The organism is Streptomyces sp. NPDC055189, from assembly GCF_053606765.1.
Map to the genome: position 1 here is coordinate 104,332 of NZ_JBSGSG010000010.1, position 24,911 is coordinate 129,242.

Annotated in this window: 13 protein-coding genes; 12 read left to right on the forward strand and 1 reads right to left on the reverse strand. The window is 70.6% G+C overall.

The window, feature by feature from the left end; all coding sequences use genetic code 11:
- Positions 1-102: 102 nt before the first annotated feature.
- Positions 103-4,782 (reverse strand): SDR family NAD(P)-dependent oxidoreductase, encoded by a 4,680-nt coding sequence (locus ACWFR3_RS10210; protein WP_453734113.1) that lies wholly within the window; start codon positions 4,780-4,782, stop codon positions 103-105.
- Positions 4,783-5,184: 402 nt separating this feature from the next.
- On the opposite strand from ACWFR3_RS10210, the gene ACWFR3_RS10215 reads away from it, so the two are divergent.
- The 12 genes from ACWFR3_RS10215 to ACWFR3_RS10270 all read left to right on the forward strand — a co-directional run bounded on the left by ACWFR3_RS10215 (position 5,185) and on the right by ACWFR3_RS10270 (position 24,873).
- Positions 5,185-6,741 carry an NAD(P)/FAD-dependent oxidoreductase gene (locus ACWFR3_RS10215; RefSeq protein ID WP_453734114.1) on the forward strand — a complete coding sequence of 519 codons (1,557 nt, stop codon included), beginning with the start codon at positions 5,185-5,187 and terminating at the stop codon, positions 6,739-6,741.
- 63 nt (positions 6,742-6,804) lie between these two features.
- The gene (locus tag ACWFR3_RS10220) at positions 6,805-7,200 is read left to right on the forward strand and encodes an SCP2 sterol-binding domain-containing protein (RefSeq protein ID WP_453734115.1); all 396 of its coding nucleotides are present in this window, start codon (positions 6,805-6,807) and stop codon (positions 7,198-7,200) included.
- Positions 7,201-7,354: 154 nt separating this feature from the next.
- Positions 7,355-8,671 (forward strand): cation:proton antiporter, encoded by a 1,317-nt coding sequence (locus tag ACWFR3_RS10225; RefSeq protein WP_453734116.1) that lies wholly within the window; start codon positions 7,355-7,357, stop codon positions 8,669-8,671.
- 60 nt (positions 8,672-8,731) lie between these two features.
- Positions 8,732-9,874 (forward strand): acyl-CoA dehydrogenase family protein, encoded by a 1,143-nt coding sequence (locus ACWFR3_RS10230; RefSeq protein WP_453734117.1) that lies wholly within the window; start codon positions 8,732-8,734, stop codon positions 9,872-9,874.
- On the forward strand, positions 9,871-11,340 hold the full coding sequence (locus ACWFR3_RS10235) for an amino acid adenylation domain-containing protein (RefSeq protein WP_453734118.1): 1,470 nt from the start codon (positions 9,871-9,873) through the stop codon (positions 11,338-11,340). The genes ACWFR3_RS10230 and ACWFR3_RS10235 overlap by 4 nt, the downstream gene beginning before the upstream one ends.
- Complete coding sequence (locus ACWFR3_RS10240; protein ID WP_453734119.1) at positions 11,340-11,891, forward strand: flavin reductase family protein; 552 nt, start codon at positions 11,340-11,342, stop codon at positions 11,889-11,891. Before ACWFR3_RS10235 ends, ACWFR3_RS10240 begins: the two co-directional genes overlap by 1 nt.
- A complete protein-coding gene (locus ACWFR3_RS10245) occupies positions 11,888-20,428 on the forward strand; it encodes a type I polyketide synthase (protein ID WP_453734120.1) in 8,541 nt (2,846 codons plus the stop codon). The genes ACWFR3_RS10240 and ACWFR3_RS10245 overlap by 4 nt, the downstream gene beginning before the upstream one ends.
- Positions 20,429-20,457: 29 nt before the next feature.
- Positions 20,458-21,783 (forward strand): crotonyl-CoA carboxylase/reductase, encoded by a 1,326-nt coding sequence (gene ccrA, locus ACWFR3_RS10250; protein ID WP_453734121.1) that lies wholly within the window; start codon positions 20,458-20,460, stop codon positions 21,781-21,783.
- A 61-nt stretch (positions 21,784-21,844) separates the two neighbouring features.
- A complete protein-coding gene (locus tag ACWFR3_RS10255; protein ID WP_453734122.1) occupies positions 21,845-22,843 on the forward strand; it encodes a 3-oxoacyl-ACP synthase III family protein in 999 nt (332 codons plus the stop codon).
- A complete protein-coding gene (locus tag ACWFR3_RS10260) occupies positions 22,840-23,721 on the forward strand; it encodes a 3-hydroxybutyryl-CoA dehydrogenase (protein ID WP_453734123.1) in 882 nt (293 codons plus the stop codon). Before ACWFR3_RS10255 ends, ACWFR3_RS10260 begins: the two co-directional genes overlap by 4 nt.
- Before the next feature lie 46 nt (positions 23,722-23,767).
- Positions 23,768-24,547 (forward strand): thioesterase II family protein, encoded by a 780-nt coding sequence (locus ACWFR3_RS10265; RefSeq protein WP_453734124.1) that lies wholly within the window; start codon positions 23,768-23,770, stop codon positions 24,545-24,547.
- 53 nt (positions 24,548-24,600) lie between these two features.
- Positions 24,601-24,873, forward strand: coding sequence for an acyl carrier protein (locus tag ACWFR3_RS10270; RefSeq protein ID WP_453734125.1), 273 nt, complete (start codon positions 24,601-24,603; stop codon positions 24,871-24,873).
- Positions 24,874-24,911 lie beyond the last annotated feature (38 nt).

The following is a 24,911-nucleotide window of genomic DNA, read 5'->3' on the forward strand; positions in this document are numbered from 1 at the left end:
GGGTTCCCTTCTGTACAGGGGAGTTACCGGGACAGGGGCCGACGGTTCTCGCGACGGCGGGCGGGACGGCGGGCCGCCGGCCGCCGCATACCGCCATGACGCTCAGCCGTGCTGCTCTCGCAGCGTCACCGCGAGGTATTGGCCCCAGCCGTCGGCGGAGATCTCGAAGAACTGCCGTGTGTCGAGGTCGAGTCGGAGTTCCTTGCGGAACTTGGCGAGGGTTCGCATCGCGCCCAGCGAGTCGTAGCCGAAGTCCAGCAGGTTGAAGTCGCCCGTGAATTCCGCCCGTTGCACGCCCAACTGCTGGGCCAGCACTTCCCAGACGTACTCGTCGAGCGCCTGCTCGCGTTCCTCGACGGGCAGGCCCAGCGCCCATTTCAGTACCTCGTCGGCCGCCGTCTCCTCCTCGGCCTGTCCGGAGTCCCCTTCATGGTCGATACCGGTGAGGACCGGCCGTGTCCGCTGGGATTCCATGAGCGGCCTGACGACTTCCCAGTCGACCTCCGCGACGATGCGCTGTCCCTCGCCGCGAGCGATCACCGACCCCAGATGGGCGAGCGCCGTCCCGTGGTCGAGAGCCCGGAATCCGGTGGCCGCCACCCGCTCCGGCTTCCCGCGCCCGCCGAGTCCGCTGACCATGTCCCAGCGGCCCCAGTTGAGGGTGGCCGCCGGCAGGGAACGCGCACGGCGGTGCGCGGCGAGCGCGTCGAGGAATTGGTTCGCCGCCGTATAGGCACCCATGTGTGCGGCTCCCCAGACAGAGGCCACGGAGGACATGAGCACGAAGAAGTCGAGCGGCAGGTCCGCCACCGCCTCGTGCAGCAGCCAGGCGCCGTCGGTCTTGGGCCGCAGCACCTCGCGGAAGAGCTCCGGTTCCGCGTCGGCCAGGTCCTGGCCCAGGGAGAGCCCCGCCGCATGGACCACTCCGGCGAGGGGCCGGGCGCCCCGGGCCGATTCGGTGACGAGTTCGTGCATCGCCGACTCGTCGCACACGTCCGCCGCGACGACCCGTACGTCTGCTCCCTGTTCCTCCAGGGCCCGGACGGCTGCCACGCGTTCGGCGGTGTCGGGCGGCAGGGAGCCGTCGTCCCATGTGTGACGGTCGGGGAGGCCCGTGCGGCTGGTGAGCACCAGGTGACGTGCCCCGGACTCGACGAGCCAGCCCGCGACCAGCAGACCCACACCGCCGAGACCTCCGGTGACCAGATACTCGGCATCGGGCCTGATCACCGGCAGCGCCACAGCGTCGGCGTCCGCACGCCGGGTCAGCCGGGGCACCAGCGTCCTGCCCCCGCGTACCGCGATCTGGTCATCGTCCGGGGCGACTTCATGGAGCAGCATCGCCGCCAGGGCGTCCAGGTCGGTGTCGGTCTGCGGATCGAGGTCGATGCTGCCGCCCCACAGCCCGGGGTGTTCGAGCGCGATGGTCTTGCCGAGGCCGATCAGCGGCGCCGCGCCGACTGCCAGCGGGCCGTTCTCCTCGCCGGTCGGCTGAGCGCCCCGGGTGATGACCCACAGACGGGCGTCACTGGAGGTGCCGGCAGAGCCGCCGTCCTCCGGCATCCGGGCGAGCGAACGCACGATCTGGGCCATGGCCTCCGGGCCAAGGCTGCGCGCCCGCGCCACGTCGTCGGCGTCGGCGTCATCACCGAGCGGGACGTCGAGGCTCCACATGTGCACGATGCGATCCAGCGGACCCGCCTGGCGGACGAATTCGGCGACGGCGGCGAGCCCGCCCGTCTCCGGCCGGTCGGTGCCCGCCGTGTCGGCGTCGCCCACGGCGGCGTCGGCCGCGTAGCACAGGAGGCATTCGTCACCCGCCTCCTCAAGGCGCTGGGCGAGCAGTTCGGCCATGCCCGACGCGTCGGCGAGGAGCAGTGTGCGGCCCGGGCGGGCGAGTGCGGTGGTGTCCGGCCTCAGGGGTGTGGGGGTCTGCTGCCAGTCGAGGTCGTAGACACCGGGTGCCGTGTCGGCGGCGGTCGTCGATACGGTCGGCCCGCCCGCCGTCGTCTCCCCCACGGGGAAGGCGTAGCGCTGCCGCTGGAACGGGTAGCCGGGGAGTTCGATGCGCCGCCGGGGGCCGTCGTCGTCGCGGGACCAGACGATGGGGGCGCCCAGGAGGTAGAGCCGGGCGAGGCTGTCCCGTATCCCGGCGGCGTCGGAGCTGCCCGGGCGGATCGACGCCAGCCACTGGAGGCTGTGGTCCGGCACGGCGCGCGCGCCCATGCCGAGCAGCACCCTGCCGGGTCCCACTTCGAGGAAGGTGCTCACGCCGGAGTCCCGCAGCGCGTGCAGTCCGTCGTGGAACCGGACGGTGCCGCGGGCGTGCCGGCACCAGTACTGGGGGTCCCGCAGGGTGTCGGCTTCCGCGAACGTGCCGGTCACGTTGGAGACGAGGGGGATCTTGGGCGGCCTCGGGGAGAGTGCGGCGGCGGCGCGGGCCAGTTCCGGCAGTGCGGCGTCCGTCATGGGTGAGTGGAACGCGTGCGACACCTTGAGCCGCTTGGCGGTGACTCCGCGCTCCGCCAGCTCGGCCTCGATGGCCTCGATGTCGGTGAACGGTCCGGAGAGGACGGTGCTTTCGGGGCCGTTCACCGCGGCGAGAGCGACGTCGGCCCCGCGCGCCCCGATGGCGGCCAGCGCGTCGGCCTCCGACAGCGGTACGGCGAGCATGGCTCCTGTCGGCGACTGTTCGTCCATGGCGCGCCCGCGCGCCGCGATCAGGGCGACGGAGTCCTCCAGCGTCAGTACGCCGGCGACGCATGCGGCGGTGATCTCCCCCACGCTGTGCCCCATCACGGCGGCCGGGCGGATCCCCCGGGAGAGCCAGAGCTGAGCCAGCGCGTACTCGACGGAGAACAGCGCGGGCTGCGTCCAGCGCGTGCGGTCCAGGTCGGTGCTCTCCGGGCCGAAGACCACGGCGGGCAGTGGCTTGTCGGTGTGCTCGCGAAGCAGTTCGGCGCAGCGGTCGAAGGCCTCGCGGAAGACGGGCTCGGTGGCGTACAGCTCGCTCGCCATACCGGCGTACTGGGAGCCCTGTCCGCTGAACAGGAACGCGACCTTGGGGCGGGCGCGCACCGGCGCCTTGCCCGAAGCCGGTGCGCCGGGTGCCCCGTCGGCGAAGCGCCGCAGCTGCTCCGCCATCGCGGCGGGCGAGTCGCCGACGACGGCCAACCGGTGTGCCTGGTGGGCACGTTGGGTGTGGGCGCTGTGGCACAGGTCCCGCAGGGTGCCGGTTCCGGTGCGGCCGCCGAAGTCCTCGAGGAACCGGGAGTAGCGGTCCGCGACGGCGCGCAGGGCCTCGGGCGTACGGGCGGACAGGGCGAGCAGCTGTGCGTGGTCCGGGGCCGCCGACGACTCGTGCCGGGCGGGTTCGGGCGTGGGCGGCTGCTCGACGATGACATGTGCGTTGGTGCCGCTGGCGCCGAATGAGCTGACTCCCGCGAGGCGGGGGCGGCCGTTCTCGGGCCAGGGCACCGTCTCGGTGGGCACGGTCAGATGCAGGCGGTGCCACTCCACCATCGGATTGGGGTGGTGGAAGTGGAGGTTGGGCGGTATCGCGCCGCGCTGCACGACGAGGATCGCCTTGATGAGTCCCGCGATGCCCGCGGCGGCTTCCAGGTGTCCGATGTTGGTCTTGGCGGAGCCGACGTAGAGGTGGTCGGTGCTGTCCCGGCCCGCGCCGAGCACCGCCTCCAGGCTGTGCAGTTCGGTGGGGTCGCCGAGCACGGTGCCGGTGCCGTGCGCCTCGACGTAGCCGATGTCGGAGCCCGCCACGCGGGCGTCGGAGAGCGCCGCCCGGATCACCGCCTGCTGGGCGGTGCCGTTGGGTACGGAGATGCCGCTGGCCCGGCCGTCGTGGTTGAGGGCGCTGCCGCGGATCACGGCGAGGACGCGGTCCGAGTCCCGCCGCGCGTCCGAAAGGCGCTTGAGCACGATCATGCCGCAGCCTTCGCCGCGGCCGTATCCGTTGGCGGAGGCGTCGAAGGTCTTGCACCGGCCGTCGGGGGCCACCGCCTGCGACTGGCTCAGGAGCACGAATCCGTACGGGGCGAGGATGGCGTTGACCCCGCCGGCGAGGGCGAGTTCGGTCTCTCCCGAGCGCAGGCTGCGTATCGCCTGGTGCACGGCGGTGAGGGATGACGAGCAGGCGGTGTCGACCACCTGCGCCGGTCCCTGGAGGCCGAACGTGTGGCAGACGCGGCCGGCGATGAAGCTGTTCTCGCCGAACAGTTGGTAACTGTCGATCGCCTCGGCCGCGCCGAACTGCTGCCGCATGCGGACGTAGTCGCTCGTGCTGGCTCCGATGAAGACACCGGTGCCGCTGCCCTGGAGCGAGTCCGGCGCGATCCCCGCGTGCTCGAATGCGGCCCAGGCTCCCTCAAGCACCATGCGCTGCTGGGGATCCATGCCCAGGGCCTCTGGGGGCGAGATGCCGAAGAGTTGGGCGTCGAACTCCTCGGCCGTTTCGACGTATCCGGCCCGGGTCACATAGGCCTTGCCCGGAACGCCCGGCTCGGGGTCCTCGTACGGGGCTGCGTCCCAGCGGTCGGCGGGAAACGGCCCGACCGCGTCCACTTTCTCCTGGAGAAGGTTCCAGAACGCGTCCGGATTCTCCGCGTCACCCGGAAAGCGCGTACTCATTCCGATCACGGCGATCGGCTCGTGCGCCGCGCGGTCCCGTTCTTCCAGTGCGCCGCGGAGCCGGGACACCATGTCCAGCGCCCGTGACAGCTTTTCGCTGAAGTCGACCTGTTCCGCGGGAGAATCCGTGGACGTCATGGAAGCCTTCCTCCGAAGTAGCACTGGTGAGAAATCCGGGCCCGCTTGTGCGGTACGTACTCCCAGTGCTGACCCTGACAGTCGCCGGCCGCCGCTCACAAGTGGCCTTCGGTATGACATCGGGGCGCACCAGGCGGCCCGGACGCGCCCTAAAGGACGAGTCTCATCCCTGAGTACCGAGCCGGAACTCATCAGTTGTACTGAAGACGGCGTGCAGGCGGCCCTGTTAGCTTCGAATTCAGTCGCTTCGACTTCTCGAGGAGATTCCCCATGCGAAAAGCGCAGGACCCGGAGAGCAAAGCCCCGGCACAGCTCAAGAATCCAGAGCATGACGTCATTATTCTCGGGGCCGGTATTGCCGGGTCAATCCTCGGTGCGATTCTCGCGCGCAATGGAGCCCGCGTGGTGATCGTGGACGCGGGATCACACCCTCGCTTCGCCGTGGGCGAGTCCATGATTCCCTACACCCTGCTCGGACTCCGGATCCTGTCCGAGCGGTACGGCGTCCCCGAGATCGCGACCCTCTCCTCGTACAAGGACTGCAACAGGGACATCGGCACGAACTTCGGGCAGAAGCGGCACTTCGGGTTCCTGCGCCACACGGAGGGCAACGAGCCGAACCCGCGCGAGGGAACCCAGTTCAGCACGCCGGGCATCCTCAACCGCTCCGGCCACCTGTTCCGCCAGGACACGGACGCGTACCTCTTCAACGCGGCGGTGCGCTACGGCTGCGCCACGCGGCTCGGCTTCCGCGTCGAGGACGTCGAGATCGACGACGACTCGGTCGCCGTCGTCGGCAGCGACGGCACGGCGATTCGCGGCCGGTACCTGGTGGACGCGAGCGGCTTCCGCTCGCCGCTGGCCGAGAAGCTCGACCTGCGTGAGGAGCCCTGCCGGTTCCAGCACCACTCGCGGTCCCTGTTCACGCACATGATCGACGTGAAGAGCACCGACGAGGTCCTGCACCATCCGAAGGCGGAGAGGCCCCCCATCCCCTGGGAGTCGGGGACCATGCACCACCTCTTCGACCGGGGCTGGTTCTGGGCCATTCCCTTCAACAACCACTCGGGGTCGAAGAACCCGCTGGTCAGTGTCGGTCTCACCATGGACCCCCGGGTATACCCGAAGACCGGTCTCAGCCCCGAGGACGAGTTCCGCGAGTTCGCCTCGCGGTATCCGGCGGTGGAGCGCCAGTTCGCCAGCGCCAAGGCGGTGCGCCCGTGGGTTTCCACCGATCGCCTCCAGTACTCCTCCAAGCGCTCCGTCGGGGACCGCTGGTGCCTGATGTCGCATGCCTCCGGCTTCCTGGACCCGCTCTTCTCGCGTGGCATCTCGAACACGGTGGAGGTCATCAACGCGCTGTCCTGGCGGCTGCTCGACGCCCTGCGCACCAATGACTTCTCCGTCGAGAAGTTCGAGTACGTCTCCACACTGGAACAGGGGCTGCTCGACTACAACGACAAGCTCGTCAACAGTGCCTTCATCGCCTTCGACAACTACGAACTCTGGAGCGCGGTATTCCGCATCTGGTCGTTCGGTTCCGTCATCGGTGGATTCCGGCTCCAGCGCGCGCTGTCCCAGTTCCGCAGGACGGGCGACGTCGACTACCTCAAGAAGCTCGAAGACGTACAGAACGTCGGCTTGTGGTGGCCCGACCACCCCCAGTACGGCCAGCTCTTCGACTCCATGGTCGACCAGTGCCAGCAATTCGAGAAGAAGGAAATATCGGGCGCCGCGGCGGCGGACGAACTCTACCGTCAGCTCGAACGCGCCGACTACATCCCGAAGGGCCCGGGATTCGCCGACCGCAACGTCCATTTCCTGCGCCCTTCGCCAGCCAAGCTCGCCCGGATGGGAATGTGGCTCGCGCGCGAGGCGCCGGCCGACATCAAGGACATGATCGGCGGCGTCGCGATCGAAATGGCGAAGACCGGACTCCGCGGCCGTCGACTCTTCTGATCAGCGGATACGAGAAGAAGCAGCGAAGAAAAAGCGAAGAATCAACGGAAGGAAAGAAGTTCGGTGTCAAAGGTAAAGTTCCTCACGCCCGAGTCCTTTCAGAAGATCAAGGAGCTCGGTGCAGGGCTCCCGGCGCTGCCCGGTGCCGATCTGCGGATCCAGTACCTGGTCACGGAGGTCCCGCAGCGCGGCGAGGTCCGTTACGCCCTGATCATCAACGAGGGCCGCATCGTGGATGTCGTCGACGGAGTCATCGACGACCCCTCGTTCGACGTCACCATGCCGTACGAGGTGAGCGTCAAGATCCACCGGCTTGAGCTGACGCCGCCTCAGGCCGCCGCGGCCGGACAGGTGAAGATCGGCGGTGACCAGGAGAAGCTCCAGGTCATGATGAGCGTCGTCGGCCGCCCCGAGTACCAGGCGCTGGTCAAGGAACTCGCCGGCCTCACCGAGTTCTGAGGTACGCCGGGCTGCGGATTCCGATCCCGCGATCTCCGCAGCCCGCTCGAAAGTGTCCGTCCCACGGGGGGCTCGGCATGCGTCACGCCCGAGAGCTCTCCGCCGTCCGGATATCGGCTTCCTCCCGGTTCCCCCTGCCCAGCGGAGATCCTGCATGAAGAGCGCTGAACACACGGAGTGGATCACCATCACCACCCTCGGTGGTATCGCTCTGGTTCTCGTGGTCGGAGCGGCCTTCGCCGCCCTCGCGCGCCGCCTGCACCAGCCGACGGTCATCGGCGAGATCACCGCCGGAATCTGTCTGGGGCCGAGCCTGCTCGGGGCGCTCCCCGGCAATCTGCCCGAGCACTTCTTCCCCATGGACGTCCGGCCCTACTTGAACGTCGTGGCCCAAGTGGGCCTGCTCCTCTTCATGTTCACCATCGGGTGGCACTTCGACCCCACCACCCTGCGGGGCCGCGGGCGCGCCACCGGCACCATCTGGCTGGGCGCGGCGGCGCTGCCGATGGCCCTCGGCTTCGGCATGGCAGCGCTGCTGTACGGCTCCTACCGAACGGTCAACGGCGAGGACATCGCGTTTCTGCACTTCGGGCTCTTCATCGGCACCGCCATATCGATCGCCGCCTTCCCGGTCCTCGCGCGCATCATCACGGACAAGCAGCTGCACCACACACGCCTGGGCAACTTCGCGCTCGCGCTCGCCGCACTGGACGACATCCTCGCCTGGTGCCTGCTGGCCGTCGTCGTCGCCCTGGTCTCCGCGTCCGGCGCGGGCACCTTCCTCGGCGTCATCGGGTGGGGCATCGTCTACGTCGTCGTGATGCTGGGCGTGGTCCGGCCCGTACTGGCCGCCCTGGCCGCACGGGCCAGCACCGCCGCCGCACACGTGCTCCCCCTGCTCGCCGCCGCCGGCGCCCTCACCTCGGCGTACGTGACGTCGGAGATCGGCCTGCACGCCATCTTCGGGGCCTTCTTCTTCGGCCTGGTCATGCCCCGCTCCGATCAGCAGGAGCTGCTGCGCCAGTCCGCTTTGATCCCCATCGAGCACACGAGCAAGCTGCTGCTGCCCGTCTTCTTCGTGGTCACCGGACTCTCCGTGGACCTCACCTCGCTCACGTCGACCGGTGCGGTACACATGGTGCTGATCATCGCGGTCGCTTGTGCGGGAAAGCTCGGCGGCGTGCTGCTCTGCTCCCGCCTCAACGGCATGAGCTGGCACGAGTCCTACACGCTCGGCCTGCTGCTGAACACGCGGGGCCTCACCGAACTGGTCATCCTGAACGTCGGCCTGGGCATCGGACTGCTCAGCACCGAGCTCTTCAGCGCCATGGTGATGATGGCGCTCGTCACCACCGGCATGACCTCTCCGCTGCTGTCCCGCACCCTGCGCCGCCCCGCGGCCGCGCCCCCGGCGTCCGAGCAGCAGGACGTACGACCGGCGCCGGCCGTCCCCTCCTCCGGATCGCGCTGACCCCACAGCGCTTCCGCTGACCCCACAGCGCTTCCATCGACCGCCGAGCAGGAGAGAACCGTGGACTTCGGCTGGAACGACGACCAACTGGCCCGGTACGAGAAGACGCTGTCCGATGTGCGCGCGGCGTTCCCCTTCGAGGACACGTCGAAGGCGACGACCCGTTACCAGCGCGAGGACTGGTTGCGCCTGGGCAAGTTGGGGCTCCTGGGGCTGAGCGTCCCGGCCTGCCACGGAGGTGGCGGACTCGGCGCCCTGGACACCGCGCACCAGGTCGAGGCGCTCGGCCGGGGCTGCCCCGAGACCGGGCTCGTCTTCGCCGCCAGTGCCCATCTGTTCGCCTGCGCCATGCCGCTCGTGGGCTTCGGATCGGCGGAGCTGCGCGAGGAGTTGCTGCCCCGCATGTGCACCGGTGAGCTGATCGCGGGCAACGCGATGACCGAGCCGGAAGCGGGCTCCGACGTCTCCCGGCTGTCCGTCACCGCACGACGCACCGACGGCGGCTGGCTGCTCGACGGCGAGAAGAGCTTCGTCAGCAACGGTCCCGTGGCGGACGTCTACGTCACCTACGCCACCACCGCCCCCAAGGCCGGTCACTTCGGTGTCACCGGATTCGTCGTGCGCCGCGGCGCGCAGGGCCTCACGATCGGCGAGGCCATGGACAAGATGGGCCTGCTGCAGTGCCCCGCGGGCACCATTCGGTTCGACCACTGCTTCGTACCCGACTCGGACACCCTGGGTGAGCCGGGGCAAGGCGGAGCGATCTTCCAGCACTCCATGGGGTGGGAACGCGCCTGCCTGTTCGCCGGCTATCTGGGCCTCATGGACCGCCTGGTGGACCAATGCTCCGAACATGCCCGCAACCGGCGCCAGTTCGGCCACCGCCTGATCGACTTCCAGGCGGTCTCCCACCGGATCGCCGAGATGAAGCTGCGGACCGAGAGCGCGCGTCTGCTGCTCTACCGCGCCTGCTGGGAGATGGACCAGGGCAACCCCGCCACGCTGTCCGTCGCGCTGTCGAAGCTGGCCGTCTCCGAAAGCGTGCTGAGCAACTCGCTGGACGCCGTACGGATCTTCGGCGGGCGCGGCTACCAGCGTGCCGACCGCATCGAGGCCGCGCTGCGTGACGCGGTGCCCTCGGTGCTCTTCTCCGGAACCTCCGACATCCAGCGCGAGATCATCACCAGGGAGCTCGGGATATGAGGCTGCACCAGCTGCTCATCGATTCGGCGAAGACCTTCCCGAACGCCTTGGCCGTGGCCGGTCTCCAGGAGCGCGCCACGTACGAGGAACTCGACCGGCTCGCCGACCGCTACGCCGCGGCGCTCGCCGCCCGGGGAGTGCGCCCCGGTGACCGTGTGGTCATCTGGAGCCACAAGAGCGTCTCCGTGATCGCCGTCATGCAGGCCGCACTGCGGCTCGGCGCCATCTACGTCCCCGTGGCCGGTTCCAACCCGCCCGCGCGCCTGTCACTGATCGTGGACAGCGCGGCGCCGGCACTCGTCGTGGCCGACGGCGAAGGCGCCGAGCGCGCCTCCCGGGCCGACTGGTCCGGACGCGTCGCGAGCTTCGCGGACCTCCTGGCGGAGGCACCGGCCGGGTCACCGTCGCCGTCACCGTCGCCGTACGAGAACGGGCCGGACGACCCCGCCTACATCCTCTACACCTCCGGCTCGACCGGCACGCCCAAGGGCGTCTGCATCAGCCACCGCAACGCGCTGGCCTTCGTCCAGTGGGCGGCGGAGGAACTCGAGGTCGGTCCCGACGACCGGCTGTCCAATCACGCCCCGTTCAACTTCGACCTCTCGGTCTTCGATCTCTACGCCGCGTTCCTCTCCGGAGCCTCGGTGCACCTGGTGCCGGAGGACATGGCCTACGCGCCCGCCCAGCTCGTGCGGTTCCTGCGGGACGAAGGGATCACCGTGTGGTACTCGGTGCCCTCCGCACTCAGCCTGATGATGCGCGACGGACAGCTCCTCGACGACGCGCCCCCCACGGAACTGCGTGCGTGTGTCTTCGCCGGGGAACCCTTTGCCCTCCCCCAGGTCCAGGCGCTGCGCCAGGCCTGGCCCAAGGTGCGCCTCCTCAACTGGTACGGCCCGACCGAAACCAATGTGTGCACGTCGTACGAGGTCACGGACGCCGACCTGGAACGCGAAACGCCGCTGCCCATCGGCCGCGCCTGCTCCGGCGACACCGTGCTGCTCGATGCGGGCGACGAGGGCGAAATCGTGGTCTCGGGACCGACCGTGATGCTCGGCTACTGGGGACAGCAGCCGCACGAGGGCCCCTACGGCACCGGCGACATCGCCCGCCAGGACGCGGACGGCACACTGCACTACGCCGGCCGGCGCGACCACATGGTGAAGATCCGGGGCCACCGCATCGAGCTGGGCGAGATCGAGGCGGCACTGGCCTCGATGGACTCCGTCACGGACGCCGCCGTGGTGGTGCTCGGCTCCGGCTTCGGCGCGCGGCTGCACGCGACGCTCGTCCCCTCCGGCGAGAAGCCCCCTACGCTCCTCGCCGTCAAGCGGCACTGCGCCCAACGCCTGCCCACGTACATGATCGTGGACCGGATATCGGTCTGCGCCGACCTGCCCAGAACACCCAACGGCAAGGTGGACAGGCGCCGGCTCGTCTCCGACGCCGAGGCGGGTGAGCAGTGATGGGAATCTCCGCCGACCAGCACCTTTTCGACACCGGCGCCCCCGAGTCCATCGACCGGCAGACCTTCCGCTCCCTGATGGGTTCCCTCGCCAGCGGCGTGAGCGTGGTCACCACGCTGGACGGCTCCGGGCCCAAGGGCTTCACCTGCTCGGCCGTCTGCAGCGTCTCCGCCAGCCCTCCGATGCTGCTGTCCGGCGTCAGCAATCGCAGCGGCACCCTGCGGACGATCATCGAGACCGGCCGGTTCGCGGTGAACTTCCTCGGCGAGCAGGGCCGCAATGTCTCCAATCTGTTCGCCTCCGACTCCAGGACGAAGTTCGACGAGCTCGGCTGGGAGCCCGGCAAGGTCACCGGCATGCCGCTCCTGGAGCCGACGGTGGCCCACGCGGAGTGCGTACTGGCCCAGTCCGTGCTCGTCGGGGACCACACGCTGCTCGTCGGCCGGATCGTCGGCGGCGGCACCGAGCAGGAACGCCGTCCGCTGGCCTACTGGCGCGGTGACTACGCGCAGTTGCTGCGGCCCGGGCTCTCGCGCACGGAGGAATCATGAGCGTCGACCGACAAGAAGCCATCGCCATCGTCGGCGCGGGCTGCCGCTTCCCCGGCGGTGCCAACGGGCCCGACGGGCTGTGGCGGCTGCTGCGCGACGGCACCGACGTAATCACCGAAGTGCCCCCGTCCCGCTGGGACTTGGAGCGCTACTACGATCCCGAACCGGGGACGCCCGGCAAGATGTACACCCGCTGGGGCGGCTTCCTGCCGGACGCCGACATGTTCGACGCCGCCTTCTTCGGGATCGCGCCCCGCGAGGCGCGGCAGATGGACCCGCAGCAGCGGCTGCTCCTCGAAGTCGCCTGGGAGGCCCTGGAGGACGCCGGGATCCGCCCCAAGACGCTCGCCGACACCCGCACCGCGGTGTTCACCGGCGGGCTCGGCGCGGACTACTTCGTCCTCCATTCCCAGCAGGCCGGTCGCCACGGAATCGACCCCTGGTACGCGTCGGGCAAGGAGCCAAGCTTCAGTTCGGGCAGGCTCTCCTACCACCTGGGGCTGCGCGGCCCGAGCATCTCTCTGAGCACCGCCTGCTCCTCCTCGCTCGTCGCCGTGCACCTCGCCCGGCAGTCCCTGCTCCTCGGCGAGTCGGACGCGGCGCTGGTGGGCGGCGTGAACCTGCTGCTCGCGCCCGAGCTGACGATGTTCATGTGCCAGGCGGGCGCGATGTCCCCCGAGGGCCGCTGCAAGGTCTTCGACGCGAAGGCGGACGGCATCGTACGGGGCGACGGCTGCGCCGTACTGGTCCTCAAGCGGCTGAGCGACGCGCTCGCCGACGGGGACGACGTGCTCGCGGTCATCCGGGGCTCGGCCGTCAACCACGACGGGCAGAGCGTCGGCCTGACCGTGCCCAACACCGAGGCCCAGCAGGAGCTGCTCCAGGACGCACTGCGCAGCGCGGGCATGCAGCCTCACGACATCGGCTACGTCGAGGCGCACGGCACCGGCACCCCGCTGGGCGACCCGATCGAGATGTACGCGCTTGGCCATGTCCTGGGCCGCGGCAGGCCGCACGACGAACCGTTGACGGTCGGCTCGGTGAAGACGAACCTGGGCCACACCGACGCGGCGGCCGGAGTCGCCGGCCTGCTCAAGGCCGCCCTCGCGGTCCGGTACGGCGAGATCCCGCCCCACCTCCATCTCGACACGCCCAATCCGGGCATCGCCTGGGACGAGTGGCGGCTCAAGCCGCCGTCCTCGTCGGGGTCGCTGCCCTGGCCGGGCAGGTCGGACCGGCCGCGGGCGGCGGGCGTGAGCGCCTTCGGGCTCAGCGGCACCAACGCGCACGTGATCGTCGAGGAACCCCCCGCGCGCCCGGTGGGCACGCCGCCCTCCCCCGCCCACGAGCAGGGCAGGCCGCTGGTCCTTCCGCTGTCCGCCCGCAGCGGCGGCGCGCTGCGCGAGCTGGCCGCCGCGCACCATGACCGGCTCTCCCGGCTCGCCACGGACACGGACACGGACCCGCGCAACGGCACGAGCGTGCTGGGCGCGTACGTCGACACCGCGGCCCGGCGTCGTACGCACCACGAGCAGCGCAGGCTCGCCGTCGTCGGTGCCGACGCGGCGGAACTGGCGGCCGAGCTCGATGCCCAGCTGAGGTACGGAAACGCGTCCGTCGACGCCGTGGCCGACGACACCGGGGGCAAGCCCGGCAAGGTGTGCTTCGTCTTCTCCGGACAGGGCGGACAGTGGCCCGGGATGGGGCGGCAGCTCTGGGAGCGGGAGCCCGTCTTCCGCGCAAGTCTCCAGGAGTGCGACGAACTGATCTCCGGCCTCGCGGGCTGGTCCGTCGTCGCGGAACTGACCGCCGACGAGGAGCGTTCCCGGCTCGCCGACACGGAGATCGCCCAGCCGGTCGTCTTCGCCGTCCAGGTCGCCCTGACCGCGCTGTGGCGCTCGTGGGGCGTGCGGCCACGGGCCGTGGTGGGGCACAGCATGGGGGAGATCGCCGCCGCACATGTGGCGGGAGCGCTGTCCCTCCAGGACGCCGCACGCATCGTCGTGCACCGTGGCCGACTGCTGCAGGCGATCGCCGGCCAGGGCCGAATGGCCTCCGCGGCGCTGTCCGAGGCAGAGGTGACCGCCCTCCTGGGTCCCTACGACGGCCGCCTGCACATCGCGGCGGTCAACGGCCCCCGCAGCACCGTGGTCGCGGGTGAACCAGCCACGGTCGAGGCGTTCGTCGATGCGGTGCGGGAACAGGGCGCCGACTGCCGGACGATGCCCGGCACCTACGCCTTCCACACTCCCCAACTGTCCTTGTACGGCGATGAGTTGGCCTCCGTGCTCGAAGGCATGGAGCCGGGTGAGTGCACGGTGCCGATGTTCACCACGGTGCCCACCCCGGACGATGACGCCACGACGCCGTTCGGCGCGGAGCACTGGGCACGCAATGTCTGCGCCCCCGTGCGGTTCGTCGAGGCCATCGGGGCGGCGATCCGCGCCGGACACCGGACGTTCGTCGAGATCGGCCCCCATCCCGTGCTGTCCCAGCCGATCACCCAGGAGCTGGAAGCACAGGGACTCGACGGCGTCATCGTGCCGTCGCTGCGGCGCGCCACCGACGACGTACGCACCTCGCGGACCGCCCTGAGCACCCTCTACACGCACGGCGTGAGCACCGACCTCACCGAGGTCAACCCGCGCTACGACGAGTTGAGCAAACTGCTGCCGAGCTACCCCTGGCAGGGAGAACGGCTGTGGTTCCCGCAGACGGCACCGGACTCCGCGCCGCCGGCCGCGCCGGCCTCTTCGGAACCCGCGGCGCAGGCCGTCCAGGAGACCTCCGCCGTGTCGTACGAAAGGACCGGACTCACCGCGCTGGTCGCCGAGATGGTCGCCCGTGCTCTCGGCTTCACGGACGCCGGGACGGTCAAGCACGGCCAGGGCTTCGCGGAACTCGGCATGGACAGCCTGGGCGCCGTGCAGCTCGCCAGGTCCTTGGAGCGGGCGCTGCACATCAAGCTGCCCAAGACCGTGGCCCTGGACCACCCCACGGTCGACCGGCTGAGCGACTACCTCCTGCCGCGGCTTGCCCGGCCCGAGGACGGACCTCCGCAGGACGCGGCGGTCGACTCGGCCGGTTCCGCACCGCGGCAGGAGCCCCTGGCGCTGTCCGGCGCCGCGTCCCTCCCGGCGCCGGACAGCCCGACGGATCCGGAGCCCATCGCCGTCGTGGGCCTGGGCTGCCGCTTCCCCGGCGGAGCCGAAGGGCCGGACGCCTACTGGCAGATGCTCCGTCAGGGGGTCGACGCCATCCGCACCATTCCCGAGGGCCGGCTCGAGGGAGCCGGTCTGTGGCGGGGCGGCTTCATCGACGGCGTCGACGAATTCGACGCCCCCTTCTTCCGCGTCCCGCCGCGCGAGGCACGCGTGATGGACCCCCAGCAGCGGCTCTTCCTCGAAGTCGCCTGGGAGGCGCTGGAGCACGCGGGCCTGCCGCCGACGGCCCTGGCGGGCACGCGTACAGGTGTCTTCCTGGGCATGAATTCCACGGACTACGGCCAGATCGTCACGCGCAACCCGGACAACATCGACGCCTTCTACGGAACGGGGAACTCCTTCACCGCCGCGACGGGCCGCCTGTCGTACCTGCTCGGCCTGCACGGTCCGAGCCTGGCCGTGGACACCGCCTGCTCCTCCTCGCTCGTCGCCATCCACCTGGCGGTGCGCAGCCTGCGCACCGGCGAGAGCGAGGTGGCGATCGCGGGCGGCGTCAACCTCATCCTGAACGACACCATTCACCGTTCCACCAGTGCGATGGGGGCACTCGCCCCCGACGGCAGGTGCAAGACCTTCGACGCGTCGGCGGACGGCTACACGCGCGGTGAGGGCTGCGGCATCGTCGTCCTCAAACCCCTGTCGGCCGCGCTCGCCGACGGCGACGACGTGCTGGCGCTCGTCCTGGGGTCGGCCGTCAACCAGGACGGCGCGAGCAGCGGCCTGACGGTGCCCAACGGACCGGCCCAGGAAGACCTGCTGCGCGAGGCCCTCGCCGACTCCCGCGTGCGCCCGGACGAAGTCGGCTACGTCGAGGCGCACGGCACGGGCACACCTCTCGGCGATCCGATCGAACTCCAGTCGCTGGGCGCCGTACTCGGCCGGCGGGAGGACGACGGACGCTGCTGGGTCGGCTCCGTGAAGACGAACTTCGGGCATCTGGAGGCGGCTTCGGGCATCGCCGGATTCATCAAGAGCGTGCTGGCGCTGCGGCACGCCGAGATCCCGCCGCATCTGCACTTCCGGGAGCCGAGCCCGGACATCCCCTGGGACAGCCTGCCCCTCGACGTGCCGACACGGTCCGTGGCGTGGGAGCCGGACGGCGGACGCCGGATCGCGGGAGTCAGCGCCTTCGGCTTCAGCGGGACCAACGCCCATGTGGTGCTGGCCGAGACACCGGGCGCCGATCCCGTGCGGGACCGGCCCGTGCGGGACCGGCCCGTGCCGGTGACGCAGGACGCCGCCGCCGAGGGCATGTTCGCTCTCCCGCTGTCCGCGGCGACCCGGCCCGCCCTGGAGGCGCAGGCACGGGCGTACGGCGAACTGCTCGCCGCCGACGACGGCCCGCGGCCGGACCTCACGGATCTCACGTACACCGCGGCCCTGCGCCGCAGCCACCTCGACCACCGTCTCGTGGCGGTGGGCAGGAACAGCGGGCAACTGGCCGAGCGGCTCGGCGCCTTCGCACGCGGGGAGAGCGTGCAGACCGGACTCAGTGTCGGTCACACGGGCGGACCACCCTCGCGCGGACCGGTGTTCGTCTTCTCCGGGCACGGCTCGTACTGGCAGGGCATGTGCCAGGACCTGATGCGCGACGAGCCCGCCTTCCGTACGGCGATCGAGGCCTGCGACAGGGAGCTGGGACGCCATCTCGACTGGTCGGTCGCGCGCACCCTCGCCGAGGGCCGCGAACCCAAGGCCGAACTGGACCAGCAGTTCCTGCTGTTCAGCGTCCAGTACGCGCTGGTGGAGATGTGGCGCCGGCTCGGTGTGGAGCCGGCCGCGGTCACCGGACACAGCATGGGAGAGGTCTCCGCGGCGCTCTGCGCCGGCGCGCTCGACCTGTCCCAGGCCGTGGACGTCATGGTGCACCGCACCGAGGTCCTGAAGGACCTCATGGGCACGGGTGCCATGGCCATGGTGGGTCTCGACGCCGAGCGCACCGCGGCCGAACTCGTGGGCTATGAGGACCGGCTCTGCGTGTCCGTGGTCAACAGCTACCGGTCCACGGTCATCTCGGGCGAGATCGGTGCCCTGGCCGAGGTCGAGGAACGGATGCGCAGCCGGAACATCTTCTTCCGGAAGGTCGCGGCCGGTGCCCCCGCGCACAGCCCGCTGGTCGAGCCGCTGCGGGCGCGTCTGGTGGACCGGCTCGCCGAGCTGACGGCGGTCGCCCCGCGTATCCCGCTCTACTCCTCGGTCCTGGGCGCGCGCCTGGAGACGCCGCCGGACGCCGACTACTGGGGCCGCAACCTGCGCCAGACCGTCTGGTACGCGGACTCGGTGCGCTCCCTGCTCGCGGAGGGCTACGACACCTTCGTCGAGCTGTCGCCGCACCCTCTCCAACTGGCGCCGACCGAGCACGAGCTGGACGCCGCGGGCGTCACCGACGCCCTTCTGGTGCCCTCGCTGAAGCGGGACACCGACGGCCGTGAGGCGCTGCTCACCGCGCTGGGCACGCTCCACGCCGGAGGCCGCGCGGTCAACTTCAAGCGGCTCTTCCCGCAGGGCGGCCGGCTCACCACCACACCGCGCTACGCATGGCAGCACAAGCGCTACTGGGTCGAGCACACGACGGCGCCCGCCGTGGGCCAAGGGGCGGGCGCGGCAGGCGGGCATCCGCTGCTCGCCCGCGAGCTGCGCACCGCGGGCCCGGCAGGCTCCCGGATCGTGGAGGCCGAGATCGGCGGCGACCTGGCCGGAGTCCTTGGCACGCAAGAGGTCGGCGACGCGACGCAGCTGGCCTCGGCGGGATGGCTGGAGATGGCCCTGGCCGCGGTCACCGGGAACGGCGCCAAACCCGGCCGTCTCGTGGACGTCGTCCTGGGCGGCGCGGGCTTCGTGACGCCGGAGGAAGGCGTGGTCGCGCAGCTGGTGCTCTCCCCCGGGCCGGCCGGCGCCCATGGCTTTTCGCTGCACGTGAGGCGGGCCGACGCCGCGGCGCCGTTCCGGACGATCGCCACCGGAAACTCCCTGCCGGGGACGGGCACCCCCCTGCCGTTCCCGCAGGACGGGCTTCCGGCGCACTGGGCGGAGCCCGATGAGCGGCTCGCGCGGTGGAGCGCCGCCGCCGGTGGCGGCCTGCCCCGCGTCCTGTCCGTACGGCGGGGCGAGAGAGCGGTGGAGGTCGAGGCGGAGCTCCCTCCCGCCACCCTGCGCTGGCTGTGCGGGCCCGCTCTCCTGGAGGCGGCGCTGCACCTGCCGCTGTTGCTGCTCGGCGACGACGAGCCGCTGGTTCCCAGCCGGATCGGTTCCCTCCTGGTCCGCGGCACGCCGGGCGATCGCGTCCGCATCGCCGCCTGGCAGACCTCGGAGCACGACGGCGCACCGCAGGCCCATGTCCGCGTGACCACTCCGGGCGGCGAGGTCGTCGCCGAACTGCGGGACCTGGTGCTCGCGCCGCCCCTTCAGCGGGAGCCCAGCGCCGAGGAGAGGCAGCGGGCGGCGGAGAGCCGCTACCTGGTCGCCTGGCCGGAACGGCCGCACGCCGCCGATGTGCCCGGCGGCCCGGCGGGTCCGGGGCACTGGCTGCTGCTGGCCGACCGGAGCGGCGTCGCCGACGAACTGGCCGCCCTGCTGCGGACGTTCGGGCAAGAAGTGGAGACCCTCACGCCGGAAGCGGGGGCGCAGCCGTCGGCCGAGCGGCTCACTGAGGTCTTGCGCCGTATGCCGGCCGGCTCGGTGCAGGGCATCGTGCACCTGACCGCGCTCGACCTGCCGGATCACGCGGTCAGCGACGAGGACTCGCTCCTGGACTCGGCCGACGTCGCCGCATCGGTGCCCGCCGTCGCCGCAGCCGCACAGGCGGTCACCGGCGCCGGGCCAGAACCGGCCCGTGTCACCTACGTCACGCGTGGCGCGACCCGCACGCAGAAGGGCGAACTGCCCGCGCCGCTGAGGGCGCCGGTGCACCGCCTCGCAGGCATCGCGGGGGTGGAGAGGCCCGCGGTGTGGGGCGGAGTCGTCGACCTGGACCCGCTGGCCCGTGACGCCGGGTCCGACGCGGCCGCCGTTCTCGCGGAACTCCTCGCCACGGACGACGAGGACCACGTCGCCGTCCGCGACGGTCGCAGACTGGCCGCCCGCATCACCCGCTGCGCACCGCCGGAGCCGAAGCTGGACGTGCCCGCGCTGCGCACCGACCGGACCTATCTGGTCGCCGGGGACGGCGGCGAGCTGACCGGCCACGTCGAGCGCTGGCTGAAGCAGCGCGGCGCCGGCCACGTGGTGCCGGTCGGGACGCCGGCGCCGCAGGACGACGGCCCGGGGCCGGGAGGCTTGCCGGGGCTGATCAAGGAGGCGGAGGAGCGTGGTGCTCCCGTCGCCGGTGTGGTCTGGCTCGGCACCGACTGGAAGCTGGACGCCGCCGGTGCCGCGTCACCGGAGCGCGACGAGCTGGCGAGCCTGCTGCGCGAACGGGCGCTCGGCGCCTGGACGTTGCACGACGCATGCCTCTCGGAAGGCCTTGACCTCGACCTCTTCGTCGTCTTCGGTTCGGTCGCCTCGCTGTGGGGAGCGGTGGGCTCCGGTCGGCAGGCCGCGCCGGACGCTTTCCTCACGGCGCTTGCCGAGCACCGGGACTCGCTCGGTCTGCCGGTCCGCCAGGTCGCGTGGGCGCCATGGGACGGCGTCGGCCTGCTGGACGGGGCCAGCGCCGGCCTCATGACCCGCAGTGGTCTGGAGCCGTTCGCGCCGTCGGACGCCCTGGACCTCCTGGACCACACGATGGCGGGGCACGACGCCCTGACGGCGGTGGCGCGGGCCGACTGGAGCCTGCTCCTGCCCCTGTACCAACAGGCCCTCCCCTGGCCGCTCTTCAGCGAGATCGCGGCGGAGGAGACGGCCGTACCGGCCAGCCGGGGCGAGCTCCTGGACCGGCTGGCGTCGCTGCCCCCGCAGGACCGCGACGAGTTGCTGCTCGACTGCGTCCTCGAGGAGGTCTCGGCGGTCCTCGGCCTGGACAGCGCCGATGAACTGGGCCCGGACCAGGGGTTCTTCGAGATCGGAATGACGTCCATCACCGTCCTGGAGATGCGGATCCGGCTGGAGCGGCGCTTCGGCTGCGGCCTGCCCGCGACGCTGGCGTTCGAGCATCCGACCTCCGCTGCCGTGGTGCGTCATCTGGCCACGGAAGTGCTGGGCCTCGATGAGGACACGGCCGGACCGCACGAACCGGCCGAACCCCGGGACGCGGCACAGCAGGACCCGACCGCCGGCACAGCGTCCGGGGCAGCGGCCTCGGAGATCGATCTGCTCGCCCTGCTCGACGAGGAAATCGCGGCGGCGGACTCGCTCATCAACCGGACTTCGTCTTGACCGAGTACGAATCGCAGAAGGGAAGGACCATGGACGCGTTGGCCGAAGCCGTTGTCGCGGGTGCGCCACCGGAAGTGCTGGAGTCCGAGAACGTTCCGAGCGAGTACCTCGCGGCGCACGTACGCAAGGAGGACTCCGGCATGTTCGCCGGGGTCGAGGACAAGGACGTACGCAAGTCGCTGCGGGTGGGGCGGGTTCCCATGCCGGAGCTGGCCCCCGACGAGGTCCTGGTGGCCGTCATGGCCAGCGCCGTCAACTACAACAGCGTCTGGTCAGCGATGTTCGAGCCGCTGCCCACCTTCGATTTCCTGCGCCGCTTCGGCAAGGAGGGCGGCTACGCGGCACGGCACGACCAGCCGCACCACGTCCTCGGTTCCGACGCCGCCGGGGTGATCGTCCGCAAGGGCGCGGGGGTACGGCGCTGGCGCGTGGGCGACCATGTCGTGGCGACCTGCATCCAAGTGGACGACCAGGAGCCCGCCACGCACGCCGACGGCATGCTCGGCGCCGGCCAGCGGGCCTGGGGCTTCGAGACGAACTTCGGCGGTCTCGCGCACTACGCCGTCGTACGGGCGAGCCAGCTGCTCGCCAAGCCCGCCCATCTGACCTGGGAGGAAGCCGCCAGCAACATGCTGACGGCGTCCACCTCCTACCGCATGCTGATCAGCGACCGGGGTGCCCGGGTCAAGCTCGGTGACGTCGTGCTGATCTGGGGCGCGACGGGCGGACTCGGCGCCTTCGCCGTGCAACTCGTCAAGAACGCGGGCGGCATCCCGGTCGGAGTGGTCAGCTCCGAACAGAAGGCGGAGCTCCTGCGCCGCCTCGGCTGTGACGTGGTGATCAACAGGAACGAGATCGGCATCGGCGGCGAACTCACGCCGGAACGCACCATCGAACAGGGCAAGCGCCTCGGCCGCCTGATCAGGGCGGAGGTCGGCGAGGACCCGCACATCGCCTTCGACTACGTCGGCCGGTCCACGTTCGGCATCTCCGTGTTCGTCGTGCGCCGCGGCGGGACCGTGGTCACCTGCGGTTCGAGCACCGGCTACCAGCACCAGTACGACAACCGGTACCTGTGGATGAACCTCAAGCGGATCATCGGCAGCCACGCCGCGAACCTCCAGGAACAGGCCGAGTGCAGCCGCCTGTTCAGCCTCGGAAAGCTGGTCCCCGTCCTGTCCACGGTCTATCCGCTCCAGGAGGTGGGCGAGGCCGTGCGACTGGTCCAGCGCAACGCGCACATCGGCAAGGTCGGGGTCCGCTGCCTCGCACCGCGGGACGGCACCGGCATCACGGACCCCGGCCTGCGGGCCCGCATCGGTGAGGAACGGCTCACCGCCCTGAGGACCGCCTGACAGCCGTCTCCCGGCAGCAGGCGCGACCCCTCCTCACCACCGGAAGAAATGGGGACTGGCCATGGCCAGGCAAGGAATCGGCATCCTGAGCACAGGTTCGTACGTCCCGAAGGAGGAGATCAGCAACGAGGAGGTGGCCGCCCGGGTCGGCGTAGAGGTCGAATGGATCGAGCGGAAGACCCAGATAATGGGGCGCCGTTATGCGGCGCCGTCCGAAGCGACGTCCGACCTGGCGGCCCGCGCCGCCGAGAAGGCGCTGGAGCAGGCCGGCCTGGAAGCCGGGCAGATCGACTACCTGATCCTGTCCACATCCACCGGCGACTCGCCCCAGCCGCCGACCAGTTACCTGGTGCAGGACCAGATCGGTGCCTGGAACGCCGCGTGCCTCGACATCAACGTGGTCTGCAGCGGATTCGTCTACGGCCTGGAACTGGCCCGTGCCCTGGTGGCGCAGCGCCCGGCGGCCCGCGTCCTGGTGATAGCGGCTGATCTCTACTCGCGCTGCCTCGACTTCTCGGACCGCCGTACCGCCGTACTGCTCGGGGACGGCGCGGGAGCCGCAGTGGTCTCCGCCGTGCCCGGGTCCGGGGGGTTCATCGACTTCCGGCTCGCCAGCCGGGGCGACGCACAGCGACTGATCCGGGTCGAGGCGGGCGGCAGCAGGCTCCCCGCCTCGGAGACGACCCTGGCCGAGGGCGGCCACTACTTCCGGATGGAGGGACGTGGTGTGCGGGACTTCGTCATGGAGAACTTCCCGCCGCTGGTGGCAGAGCTTTCGGCCCAGTGCGGCATCGGCATCGACGAGATACGCCACTTCGTGCCGCACCAGCCGAACGGCGTCCTCCTGGGGCAGCTCGCCGAGCACGCCGGCCTGGGCGGCGCGCGCACCCACCGCACGCTGGACCGCTACGGAAACATGGGCAGCGCCTCCGCCGCGGTGACCCTGGACGAAGCCAACCGCGCGGGTGAGCTGGGCGCGGGCGACATCGTGCTCATCGGCACCTTCGGGGGCGGGATGTCTCTGGGAGCCGGCCTGCTGCGCTGGTCGGAGGCGTCATGACGGAGCTTCCGCCGACGTCGACGAGCATCCGCCGGGTGGGCGTCGTCGGCTGCGGCCTGATGGGCCTCGGGATCATCGAACTGTGCGCACGTGCCGGTCTCGACGTGGTCGGCGTGGTGCGCTCGGCGGGCGCCGTCGAGCAGCGCCGGATCCGCCTCGAAGACTCCCTCGGGCGCGCCGCGCAGCGCGGGAAGATCACCGAGGACGAAGTCCGGGCGTGCCTCGGGCGGGTCCGCTTCACCACCGACCTGCTCGATGTCGCGGACCGCCAGTTCGTCATCGAGTGCGTCACCGAGAGCCGCGCCGTCAAGACGGAGCTCTTCACCGAGCTGGACAAGATCGTGGAGGATCCGGAAGCGGTCCTCGCGTCCAACACGTCGTCCCTGTCCATCATGGGGATGGCCCGGACGACGAACCGGCCGTCCCGGGTGCTGGGTGTCCACTTCTTCAGCCCTGCCCAGACCATCCCTCTCGTCGAGCTGATTCCCTCGCTGCACACGGACCCCTCCGTGGTGGAGAGCACCGCGGATTTCCTGACGGGAACGCTCGGCAAGGAAGTCATCCGCTCGGCGGACCGGACCGGCTTCGTGGTCAACATGCTGCTCATCCCCTATCTCCTGTCCGCGGTGCGCATGGTCGAGTCGGGGTTCGCCACGGCGGCGGTCATCGATCAGGGCATGCGGCAGGGCTGCGGCCATCCGATCGGCCCGCTCAAGCTGGTGGACCTCATCGGCATGGATGTCATCGCCTCGGTCTCCGACGCGATGTACGCGGAGTTCAAGGAGCCCTTGTACGCACCGCCGCCGCTGCTGAGCCGCATGGTCGAGGCCGGCTGGCTCGGAAAGAAGTCCGGGCGCGGCTTCTACACCTACTCCTAGCCCCGCTCCGGTCTGATCGACGAACATCGGAAGGAGACCGACCCAAGTGCGGTCACAGTCCACCGAAGAAGACCTGACTCTCTTCTGCCTCGCCCACGCGGGGGGAAGCGCGGCTCCGTTCCGGCTGTGGCAGTCGTTCGTTCCCGCCGGATGCCGGGTGGTGCCGCTGGAACTGCCCGGCCACGGATCGCGCCTGCGGGAACCGCTGGCCGGTGACATGGACGAGTTGGTCGAGGATCTCCTGCCCACGGTGCGCCGGGCGGCCACCGGCCGCTTCGCCGTCTTCGGGCACAGCTTCGGGTCGATTCTGGCCTTCCAGCTGAGCCGCCAGCTGTGCCGCATCGGCACTCCGCCCGCCGCCCTGCTGGTCGCGGGGCGCAACAGTCCCACCGGGGCGCTCACGCACCGCCCCATGCACAGGCTGCCGGACGAGCAACTCGTCGCCGAACTCAGCCGCTACGGAGGAATTCCCGAGGAACTGCGGGACATCCCGGAGTTGCTGCGGCTCTATCTTCCGGCCATCCGACACGACCTGCGGCTCACCGAGACCTACGCAAGGCCCCCCGGACCGGCGATGCGGGTTCCCCTCGCCGTCTACGCCGGACGCCGCGACAAGCTCATCGAGCTTCCGGAGGTGTTCGGCTGGGCGCACGAAACCACGGCCGAATTCGAGATGTCGGTGGTGTCCGACGGGCATTTCCTGCTCGACGGCGACGAGTTCAGGTCCATGGTCACCGCCCGGCTGCACCGGCTCATGCGGGCGCCGGACTCCGGTACGACCACCTCGCCCGCACACCGCACCGGCCTGCAACCCGCCGAACTCTGACGTACTTCGCCGCCCTCGGAAGACGGGCATCCACCTCAGCGAGGAGAAGAACAGTGAACGTGACCGACCGCGATGTGATCAGCAAGGCAGTGAGCCAGTACATCGCAGACAACTTCCTGGACGGAAGCGACGTCTCCGAATTGGCGGACGACACGCCCCTCCTCGAATGGGGAGTGCTCAGCTCGATGAACACCTCGCTGCTGATCGGCTTCATTCAGAAGGACCTCGGGGTGATCGTTCCGCCGACTCATCTCACCGCGAAGAACTTCACCGATGTGGAAGCCATCACCCATATGGTGCACACCCTCGCGACGGAGTCGGCATAAGGACTTCCCGGGCTTCCGGAAATGAGCACGTGAAAACC

Bases quoted from the DNA above. Each gene is read 5' to 3' on its own strand.
- ACWFR3_RS10210 (WP_453734113.1), bottom strand. From the start codon at position 4,782: ATGACGTCCACGGATTCTCCCGCGGAACAGGTCGACTTCAGCGAAAAG.
- ACWFR3_RS10225 (WP_453734116.1), top strand. From the start codon at position 7,355: ATGAAGAGCGCTGAACACACGGAGTGGATCACCATCACCACCCTCGGT.
- ACWFR3_RS10235 (WP_453734118.1), top strand. From the start codon at position 9,871: ATGAGGCTGCACCAGCTGCTCATCGATTCGGCGAAGACCTTCCCGAAC.
- ACWFR3_RS10240 (WP_453734119.1), top strand. From the start codon at position 11,340: ATGGGAATCTCCGCCGACCAGCACCTTTTCGACACCGGCGCCCCCGAG.
- ACWFR3_RS10245 (WP_453734120.1), top strand. From the start codon at position 11,888: ATGAGCGTCGACCGACAAGAAGCCATCGCCATCGTCGGCGCGGGCTGC.
- ccrA (WP_453734121.1), top strand. From the start codon at position 20,458: ATGGACGCGTTGGCCGAAGCCGTTGTCGCGGGTGCGCCACCGGAAGTG.
- ACWFR3_RS10255 (WP_453734122.1), top strand. From the start codon at position 21,845: ATGGCCAGGCAAGGAATCGGCATCCTGAGCACAGGTTCGTACGTCCCG.
- ACWFR3_RS10260 (WP_453734123.1), top strand. From the start codon at position 22,840: ATGACGGAGCTTCCGCCGACGTCGACGAGCATCCGCCGGGTGGGCGTC.